Annotated in this window: 15 protein-coding genes; 6 read left to right on the top strand and 9 right to left on the bottom strand. The window is 73.0% G+C overall.

The genetic code is table 11. The annotated features are described in order from the left end of the window. Positions 1–111 precede the first annotated feature (111 nt). The 5 genes from P2H44_RS20150 to P2H44_RS20130 all read right to left on the bottom strand — a co-directional run bounded on the left by P2H44_RS20150 (position 112) and on the right by P2H44_RS20130 (position 8,028). Complete coding sequence (locus P2H44_RS20150; RefSeq protein ID WP_275766447.1) at positions 112–3,261, bottom strand: efflux RND transporter permease subunit; 3,150 nt, start codon at positions 3,259–3,261, stop codon at positions 112–114. A 10-nt stretch (positions 3,262–3,271) separates the two neighbouring features. Then, positions 3,272–4,615: an efflux RND transporter periplasmic adaptor subunit gene (locus P2H44_RS20145; protein WP_275766445.1), complete on the bottom strand. Its 1,344-nt coding sequence runs from the start codon at positions 4,613–4,615 to the stop codon at positions 3,272–3,274. 11 nt (positions 4,616–4,626) lie between these two features. Beyond that, on the bottom strand, positions 4,627–5,277 hold the full coding sequence (locus P2H44_RS20140; protein ID WP_275766443.1) for a TetR/AcrR family transcriptional regulator: 651 nt from the start codon (positions 5,275–5,277) through the stop codon (positions 4,627–4,629). Between the two features lie 259 nt (positions 5,278–5,536). Then, positions 5,537–6,754 (bottom strand): CaiB/BaiF CoA transferase family protein, encoded by a 1,218-nt coding sequence (locus P2H44_RS20135; protein WP_275766441.1) that lies wholly within the window; start codon positions 6,752–6,754, stop codon positions 5,537–5,539. Continuing rightward, positions 6,751–8,028 (bottom strand): CoA transferase, encoded by a 1,278-nt coding sequence (locus P2H44_RS20130; RefSeq protein WP_275766438.1) that lies wholly within the window; start codon positions 8,026–8,028, stop codon positions 6,751–6,753. Before P2H44_RS20130 ends, P2H44_RS20135 begins: the two co-directional genes overlap by 4 nt. 538 nt (positions 8,029–8,566) lie before the next feature. Between P2H44_RS20130 and P2H44_RS20125 the strand changes: the two genes are divergently transcribed. The 6 genes from P2H44_RS20125 to P2H44_RS20100 all read left to right on the top strand — a co-directional run bounded on the left by P2H44_RS20125 (position 8,567) and on the right by P2H44_RS20100 (position 14,836). Beyond that, a complete protein-coding gene (locus P2H44_RS20125) occupies positions 8,567–9,247 on the top strand; it encodes a hypothetical protein (protein ID WP_275766437.1) in 681 nt (226 codons plus the stop codon). Between the two features lie 447 nt (positions 9,248–9,694). After that, positions 9,695–10,705 (top strand): amidoligase family protein, encoded by a 1,011-nt coding sequence (locus tag P2H44_RS20120; protein WP_275766434.1) that lies wholly within the window; start codon positions 9,695–9,697, stop codon positions 10,703–10,705. Positions 10,706–11,037: 332 nt separating this feature from the next. Beyond that, complete coding sequence (locus P2H44_RS20115; protein ID WP_275766433.1) at positions 11,038–11,751, top strand: gamma-glutamyl-gamma-aminobutyrate hydrolase family protein; 714 nt, start codon at positions 11,038–11,040, stop codon at positions 11,749–11,751. Between the two features lie 223 nt (positions 11,752–11,974). After that, positions 11,975–13,045, top strand: coding sequence for a YihY/virulence factor BrkB family protein (locus P2H44_RS20110; RefSeq protein ID WP_275766430.1), 1,071 nt, complete (start codon positions 11,975–11,977; stop codon positions 13,043–13,045). A gap of 190 nt (positions 13,046–13,235) precedes the next feature. Then, positions 13,236–14,069: a CoA transferase subunit A gene (locus tag P2H44_RS20105; RefSeq protein WP_275766428.1), complete on the top strand. Its 834-nt coding sequence runs from the start codon at positions 13,236–13,238 to the stop codon at positions 14,067–14,069. Continuing rightward, a complete protein-coding gene (locus tag P2H44_RS20100) occupies positions 14,066–14,836 on the top strand; it encodes a CoA-transferase (RefSeq protein WP_275766427.1) in 771 nt (256 codons plus the stop codon). The genes P2H44_RS20105 and P2H44_RS20100 overlap by 4 nt, the downstream gene beginning before the upstream one ends. An 82-nt stretch (positions 14,837–14,918) precedes the next feature. Here the strand turns inward: P2H44_RS20100 and P2H44_RS20095 are convergent, their stop codons facing one another. The 4 genes from P2H44_RS20095 to P2H44_RS20080 are packed head-to-tail and all read right to left on the bottom strand — an operon-like array spanning position 14,919 to position 19,094. Beyond that, positions 14,919–15,926: an ABC transporter ATP-binding protein gene (locus P2H44_RS20095; RefSeq protein ID WP_275766425.1), complete on the bottom strand. Its 1,008-nt coding sequence runs from the start codon at positions 15,924–15,926 to the stop codon at positions 14,919–14,921. Further along, positions 15,923–16,918 carry an ABC transporter ATP-binding protein gene (locus P2H44_RS20090; RefSeq protein ID WP_275766423.1) on the bottom strand — a complete coding sequence of 332 codons (996 nt, stop codon included), beginning with the start codon at positions 16,916–16,918 and terminating at the stop codon, positions 15,923–15,925. The genes P2H44_RS20095 and P2H44_RS20090 overlap by 4 nt, the downstream gene beginning before the upstream one ends. Beyond that, positions 16,915–18,093 (bottom strand): ABC transporter permease, encoded by a 1,179-nt coding sequence (locus tag P2H44_RS20085; RefSeq protein WP_275766421.1) that lies wholly within the window; start codon positions 18,091–18,093, stop codon positions 16,915–16,917. The genes P2H44_RS20090 and P2H44_RS20085 overlap by 4 nt, the downstream gene beginning before the upstream one ends. Next, the gene (locus P2H44_RS20080; protein WP_275766420.1) at positions 18,090–19,094 is read right to left on the bottom strand and encodes an ABC transporter permease; all 1,005 of its coding nucleotides are present in this window, start codon (positions 19,092–19,094) and stop codon (positions 18,090–18,092) included. The genes P2H44_RS20085 and P2H44_RS20080 overlap by 4 nt, the downstream gene beginning before the upstream one ends. Positions 19,095–19,160: the final 66 nt, after the last annotated feature.

The following is a 19,160-nucleotide window of genomic DNA, read 5'->3' as shown; positions in this document are numbered from 1 at the left end:
TGCCCCTGCAATCCGGGCGCGCCGGCCCCCACAGGCCCAAGCCCGCCCGCAGGGCGCCTCCGTCCCTCGCGAAGCGAAACGGCCGCCCCCTGGGAGGCGGCCGTCGGTTCGTCAGCCGGTGAAGAGGTTGCCCTCCTCCTCCGCGGGGGGCGCCGGCCTCGGCGGCGGCGGCTTGCGTCCCATGCGCTTCATCACGAAGGCGAAGAAGGCCGGCACGAAGATCACCGCCAGCAGGGTGGCCGAGATCATGCCCCCCAGCACCGCCACGCCGATCGCGTTCTGGGAGGCCGAGGACGCCCCCGTCGCGATCGCCAGCGGCGTCACGCCCAGGGTGAAGGCGAGCGAGGTCATGATGATCGGGCGGAAGCGCAGCTTGGCGGCCTCGACGGTGGCCTCCAGCAGGTCCATCCCCTCGTCGCGCAGGTCCTTGGCGAACTCCACGATCAGGATCGCGTTCTTCGCCGACAGGCCCATGATCGCGATCAGGCCGACCTTGAAGTAGACGTCGTTCGACATGCCGTGCCAGGTCACCCCCAGCACCGCGCCGATCGCGCCCAGCGGCACCACGAGCATCACCGACAGCGGGATCGCCCAGCTTTCGTAGAGGGCCGCCAGCAGCAGGAACACGAACACGCCCGACAGCGCGATCAGGAACGGCGCCTGGCTGCCCGACTGGATCTCCTGCAGCGACTGGCCGGTCCACTCGTAGCCGAAGCCCGCCGGCAGCTCGCCCATCAGCCGCTCCATCTCGTCGATGGCCTGGCCGGAGGAGAAGCCCTCCGCCGCCGAGCCCGAGATGCGGATCGAGGGATAGCCGTTGTAGCCCACGATCTGCAGCGGCCCGCGGATCCAGTCCACCGTCGCGAAGGCCGACAGCGGCACCATCCCCCCCAGCGAGTTCCGCACGTTCAGCGACAGCACGTCGTCGGGGGTCATGCGGGCCGCGTCCTCGGCCATCACCACCACCCGCTGCATGCGCCCGGAGTTGGGGAAGTCGTTGGCGTAGGCCGAGCCGAGGAACGAGGTCAGCGTGGCGTTGATGTCGGAGAAGGCGACGCCGAAGGTGTTCGCCTTCTCGCGGTCCAGCGTCACCCGCAGCTGCGCCGCGTCCGGCAGGCCCGACACGCGCAGCCCGGTCACGATCTCGCTCTGCGAGGCCGCCGCCATCAGCTGGTCCCGCGCCTCGTAGAGCGCCGCGATCCCCGCCCCGTTGCGGTCCTGCAGGCGGAAGTCGAAGCCCGAGCTGGTGCCCAGCCCCTGGATCGGCGGGGGCGAGAGGGCGAAGGCGAAGCCGTCCTTCTGCGGCCACAGCATCCCCGTGACCCGACCCGCGATCGCCTGCGCCGACTGGTCGGGCCCGCGCTCGGACCAGTCCTTAAGGGTGATGAAGGCCAGCGCCGCGTTCTGCCCGCCGCCGGAGAAGGAGAAGCCCAGGATCGCCACGATGTCCTGCACCCCCTCCTGCGAGCTCGCCACGCCCTCGACCGTCTTCACGAAGTCCAGGGTGCGGTTGACGCTCGCCTCGGGCGGGGTCTGCATGTCGACGATCAGGAAGCCCTGGTCCTCGTTCGGAAGGAACGAGGAGGGCAGGTTGGTCCAGCTCCAGCCCAGGAAGCCCACCAGCCCGAGGTAGAGGACCATCATGATCCCCGCCCGCCGGGCCGCCAGCCGCGCGAGGCGCGAATAGCCGTTGGTGGTGCGGTCGAAGCCGCGGTTGAACCAGCCCAGCGGCCCCTTCTTGGTCATCTGGTGACCGGCCTTGACGGGCTTGAGGAAGCTCGCGCACAGCGCCGGCGTCAGCGACAGCGCGAGGAACCCCGAGAACAGGATCGAGACCACCATGGTCAGCGAGAACTGCCGGTAGATCACGCCCACCGCGCCCGGGAAGAAGGCCATGGGGATGAACACCGCCGAGAGCACCAGCGTGATGCCCACGATGGCGCCCGAGATCTGGCCCATCGCCTTGCGGGTCGCCTCGCGCGGGGGCAGCCCCTCCTCGGACATGATGCGCTCGACGTTCTCGACCACCACGATGGCGTCGTCGACCAGGATGCCGATGGCCAGCACCATGGCGAACATGGTCAGCACGTTGATCGAGAAGCCCGCCAGAAGCATCACCGCGCAGGCGCCCAGCAGGGCCACGGGGACCACGATGGTGGGGATGACGGTGTAGCGGAAGCTCTGCAGGAACAGCAGCATCACCAGGAACACCAGGCCCACCGCCTCGAGCAGCGTGTGCAGCACCTTCTCGATCGACAGCGCCACGAAGGGCGAGGTGTCGTAGGGCACCGAGTACTCGATCCCCTCTGGGAAGTAGCGCGACAGCTCCTCCATCTTCGCGCGCACCGCCTCGGAGGTGGCGATGGCGTTGCCCGCGGGGGCGAGCTGCACGCCCAGCGCGGCCGACGACTGCCCGTTGAGGCGGGAGGAGAAGTTGTAGTCCTCGGCCCCGATCTCGACGCGCGCCACGTCCTTCAGGCGCACCACCGCGCCGTCGGCGTTGGCGCGCAGCAGGATCTGCTCGAAGGCCTCGACGCTGTCGAGCTGGCCGCGCACCACGACCGAGGCGGTGATCGACTGGTCCTCGGGGTTGGGGGCCGCGCCGATCTTGCCCGCGGCCACCTGCGCGTTCTGCGCGCGGATCGCGGCCAGCACGTCGTTGGTGGTCAGGCCCAGCCCCAGCATCTTGTCGGGGTCGAGCCAGATGCGCATGGCGCGCTCGGCCGAGAAGACGGTGGCGCCGCCGACCCCTTCGATGCGCCGGATCTCGCCCGCCACGTTGCGGCTGAGGTAGTCGCCCAGCCCCACCGGCGACACCGAGCCGTCGGTCGAGGTCAGCGAGACCACCATCAGGAAGCCCGAGGCCGAGGTCTCGACGTCGATGCCCAGCCGCGTCACCGTCTCCGGCAGGCGGGATTCCACGCGCCGGATGCGGTTCTGCACGTCCACCTGCGCCTGGTCGAGCGAGGTGCCGGGCTGGAAGGTCGCCGTGATCTGGACCGAGCCCGAGGCCTCGGAGGTGGATTCGAAATAGAGCAGCCCCTCGATGCCGTTCAGCTCGTCCTCGATGGGCCGGGTGACGGTCTGGTAGAGGTCCTCGGGCGCCGCGCCCGGGTAGACCGCGCGGATCTGCACGCTGGGCGGGGCGACGTTGGGATACTGCGCGATGGGAAGCTGCGGGATCGCCAGGGCGCCGCCGATCATGATGAAGATCGCGACGACCCAGGCGAAGATCGGCCGGTCGATGAAGAAGCTGGGCATCGGTCCTCCCTCAGCCCTTGTCCGCCGGGGCCGCGGCCTTGTCCGACGGGGAGCCGGCCGGGGCGTCGGCGGGGGCCTCGGCGGGTGCGTCGGCGGGCTTGGCGCCGTCGGCCGGCGCCGCGCCGTCCGCGGCCGCGGCCGCGGCCTCGGGCGCCTTGGCCTTGGCCCAGGGCTGCGGGGTCACCGGGGCGCCGGGGCGGATCTTCTGGAAGCCCTCGACCACCACGCGGTCGCCGGGGTTCAGGCCGCTCTCGATCACCCAGCGGTCGTCGACGATGCGGTTGGTGACCACCGGGCGCGCCTCGATCTTGTCGCCCTCGCCCACGATGTAGAGGATCGCCTGGCCGTCCGAGCCCCGCTGGATCGCCTGCACCGGCACCGCCAGCGCGTCAGGCTCCACGCCCTGCTCGATCTGCACGCGCACGTACATGCCCGGCAGCAGGTCGTCGTCGGGATTGGGGAACTCGGCGCGCAGGGTCACCTGGCCGGTCGTCTCGTCCACGGTGGACTCCGAGAACAGCAGCCGCCCCTCCTCGGCGTAGGGGGCGCCGTCGTCGAACATCAGCCTCACCGCCACGTCGCCCGAGGCCGAGCGCGTCAGCGCCCCCGCCTTGAACGCCTTGCGCAGGGCCAGCAGCTCGGTCGCCGACTGGGTGAAGTCGGCGTAGACCGGGTCGAGCTGCTGGATCGTCGCCAGGTTGTCCCCCTGGGCCGAGACCAGCGCGCCCTCGGTGATCCGCGCCCGGCCGATGCGGCCGGAGATCGGGGCGCGCACCTCGGAGTAATGCAGGTTCAGCTCGGCCGCGCGCAGCTCCGCCTCGGCCTGGGCCACGGCGGCGGTGGACTGGGCGAGCTCGGCGGCCGCGTCGTCGAACTGCTGGGCCGAGACGACCCGGCGGTCGCGCAGCTCCTCTTGCCGGGCGGCGGCCTGCTCGGCGCGCTTGCGCGCGGCCTCGGCCTGGGCGACGGCGGCCTTGGCGCGGTCGACCTGCACCTTGAAGGGCGCGGAATCGATCCGGTAGAGCACGTCGTCCGCCTCGACCAGCGCGCCCTGGGTGAACACCCGCTCCTCGATGATGCCCGACACGCGCGGGCGCACCTCGGCGATGCGGGTGGCGGCGATGCGGCCCGGCAGCTCGTTGACCACCGGGATCGCCTCGGGCGTGGCGGTGACGATCGAGACGGCCTGCGGCGGCGGCGCCTGGCCCCCCGCGCCCTGCGCCAGCGCGCCGCCCGGCGCGCCCAGCAGCAGCGCGGTGGAGAGGAGCGCGGCGAGGGTCCGGGGCGCGCCGCCCCGGCGGAGGCGGCGAGGCGCCGCGGGCGCGGCCGCGCCGCGTCGGGAAAGTTCGATCATCGCAAGGCTCCTCAGCCCTGGCCGCGGCAGCCGGGCAGGGCGCAGGCCCCCCCCGACGGCGCGCCGCCGTCGTCTTCGTCCGTGGCGGCGGGGGGGGCGACGCGCCCCTCGCCGGGTTCAGTCTGCGCGATCCAGGCGATCGCGGACAGGAGCCGGTCGCGACGCGCCGGCTCGAACTGGTGAAGGTCCAGCCGCTCGAGCGACAGCAGACCCTCGATGGCCAAGAGCGCGCACAGCGCCCCGGTGGGGGCGGGGGCGTCGCGCTCGGCCCGCGCGAAACGGTCGGCGATGTCCTTGCGGATCGGCTCGCGCAGCGCCTCGTCCGCGAACACCGCCGCCGCCAGGGACACCGCGACCGAGCGGTCGGCCTGCGGGATCGGCTCGGCGATCATCTCCAGCACCGCCTCCACCGTGCGGTTGGGGCGGTCGGCCAGCTCCGCCTCCCGTCCCGCGCAGCCGCAGCGCCAGTCGTCTATACGCCGCTCGATGATCGCGCGGATCAGGCCCCGCTTGGAGCCCACGGCGTAGAGCACGCTCGACTTCGAGATCCCCGCCTCCGCGGCCACGGCGTCGAGCGTCAGGCGCGCCGCGCCGTCGCGCCGGACGACCGCCTCGGCCGCGTCCAGAAGGGCGCCGTCCGCGACGGCCCGTTTTCGTCCCAAGGAAAGTCCTGTCGTCTGATGGTTTATCCGACCAAGCGGTTGGATATCCCGCGCCGCAGCATCCGTCAACGACCATGTGGGCATTTAACGGAGGGCCCCTCCGATTCAAGATCTGCCGCCGCCGGCCCGGCCCTCCAGCGCCCCTCCGCGAACGAGAACGCCCCGCCCGCGGAACCGCGGACGGGGCGTGATCGTCGTCGCATCGCCGCCGCGCCCTCGCGCCGCCTCAGGAGCGGGCGCGGGCGGGGGCGTCCTGGCCTCAGGGCATCGCGCCCGCGGCCCGCAGCGCCTCCATCCGGTCGGCGTCGTAGCCGAGGATGCCTTTCAGCACCGCGTCCTGGTCGCGCCCGTACTCCGGCGCGGGCCGCTCCACGTGGGCGGGCGTGCGCGACAGCACGAAGCGGCTCGCCTCCACCGTGGCGGCGCCGATCTGGGGATGGGGCACGCGCTCCCAGTGGCCCAGATGCTCGAGCTGCGGATCCTCGGCGAGGTCCATCGCCGTCGCCACGACCGAGGCCGCGACGCCCAGCCCCTGCAGCTTCTCGGCCGTCGCCGTCGGATCGAGCGGCGCGGCCCAGGCCGCGACGATGGCGTCCAGCGCCGCCTCGTTGGCCTTGCGCCCCTCGAGCGAGACGAACCGGTCGTCCAGCGCGTCGCCCCCGATCTCCGCCGCCAGCGCCTTCCAGGCCGCGTCGTCCTGCGCCACGATCGCGATCCAGCGCGGGTCCTCCCCCTCCTTGGTCAGGGCGGGGTAGACGTTGTGCGGCGCCATGTCGGGGTCGCGGTTGCCCTCGGCCTTGGCCACTCGACCGGTGGCGCCGTAGTCCGCGAAGGCCGAGGCCAGGAACTGCATGCCGGTCTCGGCCTGCCCGAGGTCGATGTAGCAGCCCTCGCCCGAGCGGTTGCGCCAGTCGATCGCGGCCAGCACCATCGGGATGCCGAAGCGGGGCGCGACATAGTCGGTGTAGGGCCCGAACGGGCCGGTCGGCAGCCCCTCCTCCGGGCCCACCAGGCCCTGGTAGCCCGACATGGCCGCGCCGATGTTGCCGAAGCCCGCCAGCGCCTTCCACGGCCCCGACTGGCCCATCAGCGAGGTCGAGACCATGATGATCTTCGGGTTGATCGCCTTCAGGGACTCGTAGTCCAGGCCCCAGCGGTTCACCTGGCCGGGCGCGAAGCTCTCGACCACCACGTCCGCCCAGGCGGCGAGCTCGCGCACCACGTCGCGCGCGTCCTCGTTCTGCAGGTCGAGCGCGAGGCCCAGCTTGCCGGCGTTGCCGTTGGCGTAGCAGGCCGAGCGCTGCACGTCGTAGCCGCCGCCGTAGTAGGGGCCGATCGCGCGCGCGGTGTCGGTGCGCTTGGGATGCTCCACCCGCACCACCGTCGCGCCGAAGTCCGCGAGGCTCCGCCCGATCATCGGGCCGGCCACGACCCAGGCGAGGTCCAGGACCTTGATGTCCGCGAGAGGCCCGCTCATTCCGCCGCTCCTTCCGTGATCGTCTGCTTCGCGGCCGCGCGGGAGCCCAGCCAGTCCTCGACCGCCGCCTCGCCGCCCTCGCCCAGCGCGGGCGCGGGGGCGTCGGGGGCGAAGGCCGGGGCCGCGGTCATCGCGAAGGGCCCGGGCAGCAGGGTCTCGCGCCCCTCCGTGTCGGTCACCGTGCGGAAGAAGCCGCGGGCGGTCTCGTGCGGGCTCTTGTAGAGGCTGTCGGCGGTGGTCACCGGCGCCAGCAGCAGGCGGTTGGCGATGGCGAGCTCCACCGCCTCGTCCTGGCTCACGGTGCGCAGGAAGGCGCCCACCTCGGTCCGGCAGTCCTCGAGGTCGTCGTCGTCGATCTCGTCGGCCATGATCCGCTCATGGATCGTGGACCAGTCCCAGCCGTGGAAGCGCTCGGACAGCGCGCCCTTCTCCTTCATCACCTTCATGAAGTTGTTGGTGAAGCGCCCGGTGGCGGGACCCATGGCGAGGTGGATCTCCAGCAGCCCGTCCTTGCCCTCCCACTTGGAGCGCGCCGTGCGCGCGCCCGAGCCCGAGAGGTCCAGCGGCTTCTTCGATCCGGTGTAGCGCGGGCGCAGCGAGAAGTCGGGATGTCCGACCACCGCCGCGAGGCTGCCCGACAGCGTCGCCGAGGTCGACGAACGCTGCACCGAGGTCGAGACCTTCTGCCCCTCGCCCGTCGCGTGGCGGTGGAACAGCGCCACCATCGCCCCGCACACGGCGTCGGAGGCCGCGAAATGCCAGGCCTGCGGGACCGAGATCCGGGTCGGCGTGCCGCCGGCCATCGCGGTCGGCGCCAGCGGGCCGCCCGCGGCCCACAGCACCAGGTCGCTCTCGGCCCACTCCGCCTTCGGCCCGGTCTCGCCCCAGGGCGTGATCAGCATGTGGATGGCGCGCGGGTTGATCGCGGCGATCTCCTCGGGCGTCAGCCGCGCGGGCTCGCCCGGGCCGCGGCTCTCGATCACGAAATCGGCCTTGGCGACGAGGGCCTTCAGCGTCTCGCGGTCGCCGGCGTCCTGCGGGTCCAGCGCCAGGCTGCGCTTGCCCGCGGCGTAGGCCGCCCAGTGCATCGAGCGCCCGGCGTCGTCGAACGGGCCGACGCGGCGGCCGTTCGAGCCCTCGGGCGGTTCGATCTGCAGCACGTCGCAGCCCATCTGGGCGAGCATCCGCCCCGCGAGCTGCCCGCGGCGGTCGCTCAGGTCCAGGGCGCGATAGGGGGCGAGGAAGCCCGTGCGGCCTCCGGCGTCTTCGGTCATGCATCCTCCCGCGCCGGCGTTCAGATGCCGGCTGTGTTCCGTCTGCCGCGCGCAGGGCCTGGCCGGCCTCGTCCTCTCCGACGAGGCCGGAGGCCCGCGACGCGCCCGGCCGCCCGCGTCAGGACGCGACCGGCCGTCCGGTCAGTTTGCCATGCCCCCGCGCCGGGGACCAGAGCGGCAGGCCGCCGCGCAGGACCGGCCGGGGCGCCGGGACGGCCGCGCCGCGTCCCCGGCGGCCGGGCGAGGCGCCGGCGCCGGCTCCGGGCGGACTGCGCCCCGGCCCCGCCGGCGCGCCGGGACGGGCAGGGCGGGCCGGCGCCGCCGGAGCCGCGCGCGCGCCGCCCCCCTACCGCAGCGACGGCGCGCCCCGCCGCCGCGCCCGACCCGTCGGGCCGGGCGCAGGCCCTCGACCGCCCTTCTCCCCGTCCCGGGCGAGCCGCCCTCGGCGCGCCTCCCGCGTCCCCGAAACCCATCGCGTCCCCCGCGGGTTCCGGCCTATGCTCTGCCTCCGCCGCGTCGTCGCCAAGGAACGCCCGCCATGCGCCCCGGCTTCATCTTCATGCTCACCCGCAACGACCTGACGGTCCCCGACGCGCCCCATCACCTCGAGACGGCGCTCGCCGCCGGCGTGCGCCAGGTCGGCTTCAAGGACGTGGGCCTGCCGGTGGAGGATCTGCGCGCGCTCGCGGCCCGCATCCGGGCGGCGGGCGGGACCTGCTGGCTGGAGGTGGTCTCGCTCGACGCCGCGTCCGAGGCCGCCTCGGTCCGCGCGGGGGTCGAGATCGGCGTCGACCGCCTGCTCGGCGGCTGCCGCCCCGAGGTGGCGGCGCCCCTGCTGGCCGGAACCGGCATCGGCTACTACCCGTTCCCCGGCCGCATCACCGGCCATCCCAGCGTGCTGGAAGGCGACGTCGAGGAGATCGCCGCCTCCGCCCGCGCGCTCGCCGCGCGCCCGGAGGTGGCGGGGCTCGACCTGCTCGCCTACCGCGGCTCGGTCCCGGCCGAAGCGTTGGCCGCCCGGGTCTGCGCCGCCGCCGGCAAGCCGGTGATCGCCGCCGGCTCCATCGACCGCCCCGCGCGGGTCGAGGCGATGGCCCGCGCCGGCTGCGCGGGCTTCACGGTGGGCACCGCCGCCCTCGACGGCGCCTTCCAGGGCGCGCCCGCCGACCTCCCCTCCCAGCTGCGCGCCATCCTCTCCGCCGCCGCCTGCTTCGCCTGACCGCCCGCCCCCTGGCGCCCCGGCGCGACGCCCGCCCGGGCCCACGAAGCGCCTGTTCTCCGGAGCCGTCTCTCGCGGATGCCGGAAAGAGCGAGTCGGGGGGAGGGGTCAGGGATCGCGAAGCGACCCGCGCTTGCGCGGGCTTGTCCTTGACCCCTCCCCCCGACTCGCTCAGGCATCCATCAGCGAGAGACGGATCCGGAGGACAGGCGCGGCCCTGTTCTTTGGTGAGTCAGGAGCCCGCCGGAGGTTCCGACCTCCCCGCGCCGAGCGCCCTTCCACAACCCCGCGCACCCTTCGCCGCAGGCCCAAGCCCGCCCGCAGGGCGCCTCCGTCCCTCCCTCGCCGCCCCTCGGAAGCCTCCGCCGAGGGGTGGACGAACCGTCCCATCGCCATAGGTGAACGGCCGACCCGCCGCCGCGCCGCAGCCAGCCCGCCAGGAGACGCATGACCCGCCCGACGCTCCCCGGAACCGAGTTCCTCCCGCCCCCCCGCTTGACCAACGCGCAGGGGGAGGAGCGGCGCGTGGGCGTCGAGCTGGAGTTCGCCGCGATCTCCGCCCGCGACGGCGCGCGCCTGGTGCGCGAGCTCTTCGGCGGCGACATCTACGAGGAGGATCCCCACCGCTTCCACGTGAAGGAGGCCGAGCTCGGCGACTTCACCGTGGAGCTCGACACCCGCCACGCCCACAGCTCCAGCTCGCCCGAGAAGGCCTCCCGCAAGGGGCTCGAGCGCTTCTTCGACGAGATGGAGGAGGAGCTGCGCAGCCTCTACGGCGACGTCTCCTCGCTGCTGGTGCCCTGCGAGATCGTCTGCCCGCCGATCCCCCTGACCTCGCTGCCGCGCATCGACGGGCTGGTCGACGCGCTGCGCGGGGCGGGGGCGGTGGGCACCGCCGACAGCCCGCTGCACGCCTTCGGCGCCCAGCTCAACCCCGAGATCGCCACCGACGACCCCGCCTGGCTGACCGACATGCTGCGCGCCTACGTGCTGCTCTCGGACTGGCTGCGCGAGGTGACCGAGCTCGACGCCACCCGCCGCATCGCGGCCTTCGCCGACCCGTTCCCCAAGGAATACGTCGAGCGGATCGTCGAGCCCGGCTACGCCCCCGACCTGCCCGCGCTGATCGACGACTACCTCGCCGACAACCCCACCCGGAACCGCGAGCTCGACATGCTGCCGCTGTTCTGCTGGCTGGACGAGGAGCGGGTGCGCTCGGCCCTGCCGGACGAGAAGATCCACGCCCGCCCCACCTTCCACTACCGCCTGCCCAACGCCGACCTCGGCCGCGAGGGCTGGAACGTCTCGGTCGAGTGGAACCGCTGGCGGATGGTCGAGAAGATGGCCGAGCGCCCCGAGCGGCTGGAGGCCATGGGCCGCGCCTGGCAGGCGAACGCCAACCGGACCTTCCCCGCCTCCTGGGCGGTGCTGGCCACCGAGTGGATGCTGCTGGAATGAGCGGCGCACGGCACGAAACCGGCCCCGCCGGCGCGACGCCCCCCGCCGCGCCCGACGTCCCGGCGCGCGAGACAGCGCCCGGCGCGTCGGCGCAGGACCGCGCGCCGGACGCCCCCTCGCCGCGGCGCGCAGTCCCGGCGCCGGGCGAGGCCTCCGCCCCGGCTGCGCCCTCCGGCGCGGGCGCCGCGGAGCAGGGCGCGCCGGACGCGCCGTCGCGCCCCGCGGCGCAGGCGCCGTCGCGCGCGGGGCCCGGGGCGCCCGGCGGCGGGCCGCGGCGCAGGAACGGCCGGCCGCGCATCGGGGTGACCTCCTCGGCCAAGGGGGGACGCTGGATGTGGTGGCTCTCCTGGCTGGGCCTGCGGGTGATGGGGCTCGATCCCGTGCGCCTGCGCCCGCCGATGGACGACGCGCTCGACCTCTCGGGTTTCGACGGCTTCCTGATCGGGGGCGGGGACGACATCGGCGCCGACCTCTACGGCGCCCGCCCCCTGATGGACGTGCGCATCGACGCCGAGCGCGACGCGATGGAGCTGCGCGTGCTCGACCACGCGCTGCCCCTCGACCTGCCGGTGCTGGGCATCTGCCGCGGCGCCCAGATGCTCAACATCCACCGCGGCGGCGACATCCACCAGGAGGTGCGCGAGGCCTATGTCGACGTGCCCGAGATGTGGACCCCCCTGCCGGTGAAGACCGTCACCACCGAGCCCGGCGTGCGCCTGCGCGAGGTGATCGGGCGCGAGACCTTCCGCGTGAACAGCCTCCACCACCAGGCCATCGACCGCCTGGGCGAGGGGCTGCGCATCGCCGCGCGCGACGAGTGGGGCGTGGTGCAGGCGATCGAGGACGCCTCGGCCCGTTTCCGCTTCGGCGTGCAGTGGCACCCCGAGTTCCTGCTGTGGCGCCGCCCCCACCGCCGCCTGTTCCGCGCCTTCGCCGCCGCCGTCCACGGCGCCGGCCCCGCCGAGCAGCGCCGCGCCGCGCGCAACGAGCCGCCGCCCCCCGCCGAGCCGTCCTCCGCCGCCGCCGACGCGGCCGCGGGCCGATGAGCCTCGCCGCGTCCCGTGCGCTCCACGCGCCGGCGCCCCACGCAACGGCGCCCCACGCGCCGGCGCCGCGGGCGGCGCCGAACGCAGGGCGGCGCGCGCCGGCGGCGTTCCGCGCCCGGCGCCGTTCCGCCTCGCCGCCGCCACCTGCGGGCGGGAGGCTTGTCGCAGCCGCCGCTCGCCCCTGCCTCCGCCCGTTTCCCGCCGCCGATTTCGAAAGCCGCCGATGACCGCCGCCCGCGATCCCGCCTCCGATCCCGCCCCGCAGGGCTCCGCCGAGCTCGGCCACCACGCCGACGCCCCCTCCGAGATCCCGCGGCGCGCCTGGATCGCCGTGCTGGGCCGGGTCTGGCGGGCGATGAACGTGGACCACATCGGCCTGATCGCCGCGGGCGTCGCCTTCTACGGCCTGCTGGCGCTGTTCCCCGCGATCACCGCCTCGATGGCCATCGGCGGCATCGTGCTGAACCCGCCCGAGGTCGCGCAGGAGCTGCAGAAGTTCGCCGGCGTCCTGCCCCAGCAGGCCGCCGACATCGTGCTCGCCCAGGTGAACGAGGTCACCGGCTCGCGGTCCGAGGGGCTCCAGCTGACCGCCCTCCTGGGCGTCGCCCTGGCGCTGTGGTCGGCCTCGCGCGGGGTCGGCAGCCTGATCGAGGGGCTCAACGTCGCCTATGGCGAGCGCGAGAAGCGCGGCTTCTTCCTCCGCATCCTGGTCACCCTGGCGCTGACGATGTGCCTGATCGTGGGGCTCCTCGCGGGGCTCAGCGCGGCGCTGGTCCTGCCCACGATCTTCGCCATCATCGACCTGGGCGTGACCGCCGAGATCCTGCTGCGCGGCGCGCGCTGGATCCTGCTGACGCTGATGACCATCCTGGGCCTGTCGTTCCTCTACCGCTTCGGCCCCTCCCGCCGGGCGGCCAAGTGGCGCTGGCTGACGCCCGGCGCGGTGCTGGCCTGCGGGCTGTGGCTGGCGGCCTCGGTCGGCTTCTCGGCCTACGTCTCCAACTTCGCCAGCTACAACGAGAGCTTCGGCGCCATCGCGGGCGTGGTGATCCTGCTGATGTGGCTGTGGATCTCGGCCTACGCCGTGCTGGTCGGCGCCGCCCTGAACGCCGAGAGCGAGCTGCAGACCCGCGTCGACTCGACCAAGGGCCCCGACCGCCCGATGGGCGAGCGCGGGGCCGAGGTCGCCGACACGCCCCCGCCCGGAACCGGGCCGACGCCCGAACCCGAGACCGAGCCGGCGCCCGAGCCCAAGCCCGGGCCGGGGACCGAGCGGGCGCCGTCCTCGCGCTAGCCGCGGGCGCGGCGCCCCCCTCGCGTCGATTTGCGAAGGCGACCTGACGACGAAGGGTTGACCGCCCGACAGGCAAGGTCGATTTTACGGCCGAAGCGTGGGGATTCCGCTCCCGCGCCCCGACGCCCGGGCTCCGGCCCGCGGCCGCCGGCCCTTTCGCCGCGAAGACGGCCCTCCCGGAGGAGACCCCATGCGCCCGCCCGTGATCGACCTCGCCGACCTCGCCGCCCGGATCCCCGACGGCGCCCTCCTCTCGGTGGCCAAGGAGCCCAACGCCCCCATGGCGCTGGCGCGCGAGCTGATCCGGCGGGGCACGAAGAACCTGCACCTCGTCACGCTGCCCACCGCCGGCGTCTTCGCCGACGCGCTGATCGGCGCGGGCTGCGTGAAGATCGTCGAGACCTCGGGCATCTCGCTGGGCGAGTTCGGCCCCGCCCCCTTCTTCGCCGAGGCGGTGAAGTCCGGCGCGGTCGAGATCCGCGACGCCACCTGTCCCGCCGTCTACACCGGCCTTCAGGCCGGCGAGAAGGGCATCCCCTTCATGCCGATCCGCGGCATCATCGGCTCGGACGTGCTCGCCAACCGGCCGGACTGGAAGGTGATCGACAACCCGTTCGAGGCGTCGGGCGACCCGATCGTGCTGATCCCCGCCATCCGTCCCGACGTGGCGGTGGTCCACGTCTCGGTCGCCGACCGCTTCGGCAACGCCTGGATCGGCGACCGGCATGAGCTGAAGACCATGGCCCACGCCGCCCACCGCACCATCGTCACCGCCGAGCGCATCGTCGACCACGACCTGCGCGAGGACGAGGCGAAGTCCGCGAACCTCATCACCCCGATCTACGTCGACGCGCTGGCCGAGGCGCCCGGCGGCTCCTGGCCGCTGGCCTGCCCGCCGGACTACGCGCTCGACCCCGGCGCGGTGCGCGCCTACGCCTCCGCCGCCCGCCAGTCCGCCCGCTCCGGCGGCGGCGAGGAATGGCTCGCGGTGCTCACGCCCTCCCACGCGGAGGCGGCGGAATGAGCGGGGCTGCGGACATGGCCGCCGCGATGGGAGACGTGAAGCGCGAAGAGCTGCTGATCTCCGTCATCTCCGAGCTTCTGGCCGGCGCGCGGCACGTGGCGGTCGGCGCGCTGTCGCCGATCCCCGGCGCGGGGGCCCTGCTGGGCGCCTCGCGCTCGGGCGGGCGGGTGACGATCATCGGCTCCGACCTGCCGGCGCATCGCATGGACGGGGGCGTCGAGCTCTTCGACATGGCCGCCCAGGGCCGCGTTGACGGGTTCTTCCTGTCGGGCGGGCAGATCGACGGGCAGGCCAACATCAACCTCACCGGCGCGGGCGACTATCCCCGCGGCGACGTGCGCTGGTCGGGCGCCTTCGGCTCGGCCTTCCTCTACTTCCAGGTCCCCAAGGTGATCCTGTTCCGCGAGGAGCACACCCGCCGCGTCTTCGTGCCGAAGGTGGACTTCATCTCCGCCCCCGGCGCCTCCGAGCCCGGGGTGTTCCGTCCCGGCGGCGCCCACGCGCTCGTCACCGGGCTCTGCGTGATGAGCTTCGACCGGCAGCGGGTCCGCTTCACCCTGAAGTCGGTCCACCCCGGCGTCACGGTCGAGGAGGTGCGCGACAACACCGGCTTCGACTTCGACGTGCCCGAGTCGGTCCCCGTCACGGACCTGCCCTCGGCCGAGACCCTCGCGACCATCCGCACCGAGATCGCGGCCAAGATCGCGAACCCCTACCCGGAGTTCGCCGAACGCGTCTTCGGCGTCCCCCGCGACGCCGCCGCCTGACCGCGGCCCGAGCCGACGATCCGCAGACGCCCCGGCCCCCGCGCCGGGGCGTTCGCCGTTCCGGGCCCCGCCGCCGCCCCGCTCAGGCGGGAACCGCGCCCTCCAGCTCCTCGGCGTAGTGGCAGGCGACCTCGTGGCCGCTCGCCATCGGGCGCAGGGCCGGCTCCTCGGCCGCGCAGCGCTCCTTGGCGAAGGGGCAGCGGGTGCGGAAGCGGCAGCCCGAGGGCGGATCGGCGGGGGAGGGGATCTCGCCCTGCAGCTTCCACGCCCGGCCCCGGTCGTCGGGGTCGAGCGAGGGGATCGCCGACAGCAGCGCCCGCGTGTAGGGGTGCAGGGGCCGCGCGAACAACGCCCGCGTGGGCGCCGTCTCGACCAGCCGGCCCAGGTACATCACCGCCACGTGGTCGCAGACATGCGCCACCACCGAGAGGTCGTGGCTGATGAACAGGAAGGTCAGGCCGAGGTCTCGCTGCAGCCCCTTCAGCAGGTTGAGGATGTCGGCCTGGATCGAGACGTCCAGCGCCGCCACGCTCTCGTCCGCCACCAGGAACCGCGGCGTCGGCGCCAGCGCGCGGGCGATCGAGATCCGCTGGCGCTGGCCGCCCGAGAACGCGTGCGGGAAGCGGCGCAGATGCTCGACGTTCAGCCGGCAGCGGGCCGCGATCTCGCGCACCCGCGCGTCCGTCTCGGCGCGGGACTTGGTGATCCCCATCACCTCCAGCGGCTCGGCGATGATGTCGCGCACGGTCATGCGGGGGGAGAGGGCGGCGTAGGGATCCTGGAAGATCAGCTGGGCGCGGCGGCGGAAGTCCCGGATCTCGCCCTTGTTGCTCATCGCGCCGACGTCGTGGCGCCCCTCGCCGTCGTCGTACTCGATCTTTCCTTCCGAGATCGGCGCCGCCTTCAGGATCGCCCGCCCCAGCGTGGTCTTGCCCGAGCCGCTCTCCCCCACCAGCCCGAAGAAGGATCCCCTCGGGATCTCCAGGCTCACCCGGTCGACCGCGCGCAGCACCACCGGCGCGCCGAACACCCCGCCCTTCAGGTGGTAGTGGACCGAGAGGCCCTGGACGTCGATCAGCGGCCGGCTCATGCCGCGCCCTCCGTCTCGCGCGCGAAGCAGGCGCAGGCGTGGCCGGGGCGCAGCGCCTCCATCGCCGGCACGGCCGCCTCGCAGCGCCCGGGGATCCGCTCGGGGCAGCGGGTGTGGAAGACGCAGCCCGAGGGCCGCTCCAGCGGGCTGGGGATGTCGCCCGGCACGGGCTTGAGCGGGCTGTCGAGGTCGCCGAGATCGGGCAGGGCGTTCAGCAGCCCCTGCGTGTAGGGATGCGCCGCGGTGCGGATCACCTCGCGCACCGGCCCCGTCTCGACCATCCGGCCGAGATACATCACCGCCACCTTGTCCGCGGTCTGCGCGATCACGCCCAGGTCGTGGGTGATGAAGATGATCGCCATGCCGAACTCGGCCACGATCTCCTTCATCAGGTCGATCACCTGCGCCTGGATGGTCACGTCCAGCGCCGTGGTCGGCTCGTCCGCGATCAGCAGCCGCGGGCGGGTGGAGAGCGCCATGGCGATCATCGCCCGCTGGCGCATGCCGCCCGAGAGCTCGAACGCATACTGGTCGAAGCGCCGCGGCGCGTCGGAGATGCCGACCCGCTCGAGGAACTCGATCGAGGTCTTCTTGGCCTCCGCCTTCGACACGCGCTTGTGCAGCACCAGCTGCTCGACCATCTGGTCGCCGATGGTGATGGCGGGGGCGAAGCTCGCCATCGGCTCCTGGAAGATCATCGACACGGACCCGCCCCGCACCAGGCGCAGGTCCTTCGGGCGCTTGAGCTTCAGGGCGTCGGTCTCCTGGCCGTCGACGTTCAGCAGGATCCGGCTGTCCTCGCCGTAGCGGATGCCGCCGAAGTTCAGCTGCATGATCGACTTGGCCGTCACCGACTTGCCCGATCCGCTCTCCCCCACGAGGCCCATCACCTCCCCGGGCTCGAGATCGAAGGAGACCTGGTCGACCGCCGTCACCAGCCCCTCGTCGGTGGCGAAGCGCACCGTCAGGTCGCGGACCGAAAGCAGGGTCATTTGCGCTCCGAATAAGGGTCGGCTGCGTCGCGCAGCCCGTCGCCCACGAAGACGAAGGCCAGCACCAGGCACACGAACACCGGCACGGGAATGAAATACCACTGGTAGTTCAGCAGCACGTCGACCTTGGTGGTGTTCTGCAGCATCACGCCGAGGCTGTTCACCGGGTCCTTCAGCCCCAGCCCGATGAAGCTCAGCGCGGTCTCCGACAGCACCATGTAGGGAAACGAGATCACCAGATCGACGATGATGTAGCTGGCGAAGCTCGGCAGCAGGTGGCGGCGGATCACGTGCCCCGGGCGCGCGCCGCACAGCTCCGCCGCCAGCACGTAGTCGGCATGCCGCTCCGCCAGGATGTGGGTGCGCACCCGCCGCGCCAGCGTGGGCCAGTTGATCAGGCCGATGATCATCGAGATGAAGAAGAACCGCGTCTCCGCCGACCATTCGTCGGGCACGAAGGCCGCCAGCGCCATGAACAGCGGGATCGTGGGCACCGTGCGGATCGCGTCCGTCACCATCTGCACGCCGGTGTCGTAGGCCCCGCCGAAATACCCCGCCGTCCCCCCGATCACGAGCGCCAGCACGAAGGAGATCACCACCCCGATGGTCCCCACCGCCAGGCTGACCCCGATGGCGTGCAGCGTGCGCGAGAAGATGTCCTTCCCCTGCGCGTCGGTCCCCGCGATGTGGATGAAGCCGCCCCCCTCCAGCCCGAAGAGGTGGGTGTTCATCTCGATGCCGGGGACGAAGATCCGCCCCAGCCCCGGCACGGTCCAGTCCAGCCGGAACCAGTGGTAGGTCCAGCCCTCGACGAAGAGCTCGACATGCTTGCGCTCGTCCGTCTCCCGCGTCACCCAGCGGAAGTTGGTGTCCGCCCCGCGATAGCGCTCCACCCCCTTGATGAAGGGCACGGCCGAGCAGCCCCGGTCGTCGCAGAACTGCGGGATCTGCGGCGCGCCGTTGGTGTAGTCCGCGTTGCGCCCGGCCGAGCTCGGGTCGTAGGGCGACAGGAAATCGGCGAAGACCCCGCACAGCACGAAGACCAGCAGGATCGCGGCCGCCACCATCGAGGAGCGCTTGCGCTTGAACCGCGCCCAGATCAGCTGGCTCTGCGAGGCGGTGAAATAGTCTTCCTTCGACTGGGCCGCCCCGCGCCCGAACACCCGCGCGATCATTTGAACAGCCCCTTGCGCACGCGCGGGTCGATCACCGCCAGCAGGATGTCGGTCAGGAAGTTCAGCCCCACGATGGACGCGGTCAGCATGAAGATGATCGCCCCCGCCAGCTCCTGGTCGTTGGAGCGCGCCAGCGCGTCGAACAGCAGCTTCCCCGCATCCGTCAGGATCAGCACCACGGCGACGATGGGCAGCTCGTTGAACACCCGGTTGAGGTCGAAGCCGACCGAGTTCACCAGCGGCCCCAGCGCATGCCGCGCCGGATAGCGCCACAGCAGACGCCGCCCGGTGACGCCGCGGGCCATCGCGGCGGTGACGTAGAGCTTGTCGAGCTCGTCCGACACCAGCGCCCGCACCGTCTGCAGCGCGAAGGCGGTGGCCGACCAGCCCAGGATGACGATGGGCACCCAGGCGTGGCTCAGCATGTCCACGAAGCGGTCCCAGCTCCACGGCGCCTCGCGGTAGGGGGCCGAGAACAGGCCGGTCAGGTCCACCTTCCAGAACACCGTCGCCGCCAGCAGGATCATCAGCGCCAGCAGGAAGTTGGGCAGGGCGAGGCCCAGGTAGCTCACGAAGCGCAGGATCGAATCCGACCAGCCGCCCCGCACCCGCGCCGAGAGGATCCCCACCGGCACCGCGATCAGGTAGGCCAGCAGCAGGGCGCCCAGGCAGATGGCCAGCGAAAGCCAGAACTTGTCGCCCACGATGGTGGTCACGTCCGCGCGGATCAGACACGAGGTGCCGAAATCCCCGTTGGCGAACACGTCCCAGACCCAGCCGCCCCAGCGCTCCACGAAGGGGCGGTCCAGGCCCATGGTCACCTCCATGGCCTTGATGTCGGCCTCGGTGATCGTCTGCCCCTGGGTGTTCTTGTAGGCGATGTAGCGCTCGGCGCAGTTCCCCGGCACCAGCTCCATCAACGAGAACACGATGAACGAGATCAGCAGCAGCGTGGCCAGGGAGCTGACCAGGCGCACCGCGATGAATCGGACGAAGGCCATGCGGCGCGACGGCTCCTGGCGCATGGGCGCGGACGGGGCCGCGCGGGCTCGGGTGCGGCGATCTCG

This window comes from Albimonas marina (genome assembly GCF_029223255.1).
Classification (GTDB): Bacteria; Pseudomonadota; Alphaproteobacteria; order Rhodobacterales; family Rhodobacteraceae; genus Albimonas.
Note: the sequence above shows the minus strand (reverse complement) of the source record. Positions and strands in the feature narration are given on the sequence as shown.

Excerpts from the sequence above, each read along its gene's own strand:
- P2H44_RS20150 (WP_275766447.1), bottom strand. The coding sequence starts at position 3,261 with ATGCCCAGCTTCTTCATCGACCGGCCGATCTTCGCCTGGGTCGTCGCG.
- P2H44_RS20145 (WP_275766445.1), bottom strand. The coding sequence starts at position 4,615 with ATGATCGAACTTTCCCGACGCGGCGCGGCCGCGCCCGCGGCGCCTCGC.
- P2H44_RS20135 (WP_275766441.1), bottom strand. The coding sequence starts at position 6,754 with ATGAGCGGGCCTCTCGCGGACATCAAGGTCCTGGACCTCGCCTGGGTC.
- P2H44_RS20130 (WP_275766438.1), bottom strand. The coding sequence starts at position 8,028 with ATGACCGAAGACGCCGGAGGCCGCACGGGCTTCCTCGCCCCCTATCGC.
- P2H44_RS20125 (WP_275766437.1), top strand. The coding sequence starts at position 8,567 with ATGCGCCCCGGCTTCATCTTCATGCTCACCCGCAACGACCTGACGGTC.
- P2H44_RS20120 (WP_275766434.1), top strand. The coding sequence starts at position 9,695 with ATGACCCGCCCGACGCTCCCCGGAACCGAGTTCCTCCCGCCCCCCCGC.
- P2H44_RS20115 (WP_275766433.1), top strand. The coding sequence starts at position 11,038 with ATGTGGTGGCTCTCCTGGCTGGGCCTGCGGGTGATGGGGCTCGATCCC.
- P2H44_RS20110 (WP_275766430.1), top strand. The coding sequence starts at position 11,975 with ATGACCGCCGCCCGCGATCCCGCCTCCGATCCCGCCCCGCAGGGCTCC.
- P2H44_RS20105 (WP_275766428.1), top strand. The coding sequence starts at position 13,236 with ATGCGCCCGCCCGTGATCGACCTCGCCGACCTCGCCGCCCGGATCCCC.
- P2H44_RS20100 (WP_275766427.1), top strand. The coding sequence starts at position 14,066 with ATGAGCGGGGCTGCGGACATGGCCGCCGCGATGGGAGACGTGAAGCGC.
- P2H44_RS20095 (WP_275766425.1), bottom strand. The coding sequence starts at position 15,926 with ATGAGCCGGCCGCTGATCGACGTCCAGGGCCTCTCGGTCCACTACCAC.
- P2H44_RS20090 (WP_275766423.1), bottom strand. The coding sequence starts at position 16,918 with ATGACCCTGCTTTCGGTCCGCGACCTGACGGTGCGCTTCGCCACCGAC.
- P2H44_RS20085 (WP_275766421.1), bottom strand. The coding sequence starts at position 18,093 with ATGATCGCGCGGGTGTTCGGGCGCGGGGCGGCCCAGTCGAAGGAAGAC.
- P2H44_RS20080 (WP_275766420.1), bottom strand. The coding sequence starts at position 19,094 with ATGGCCTTCGTCCGATTCATCGCGGTGCGCCTGGTCAGCTCCCTGGCC.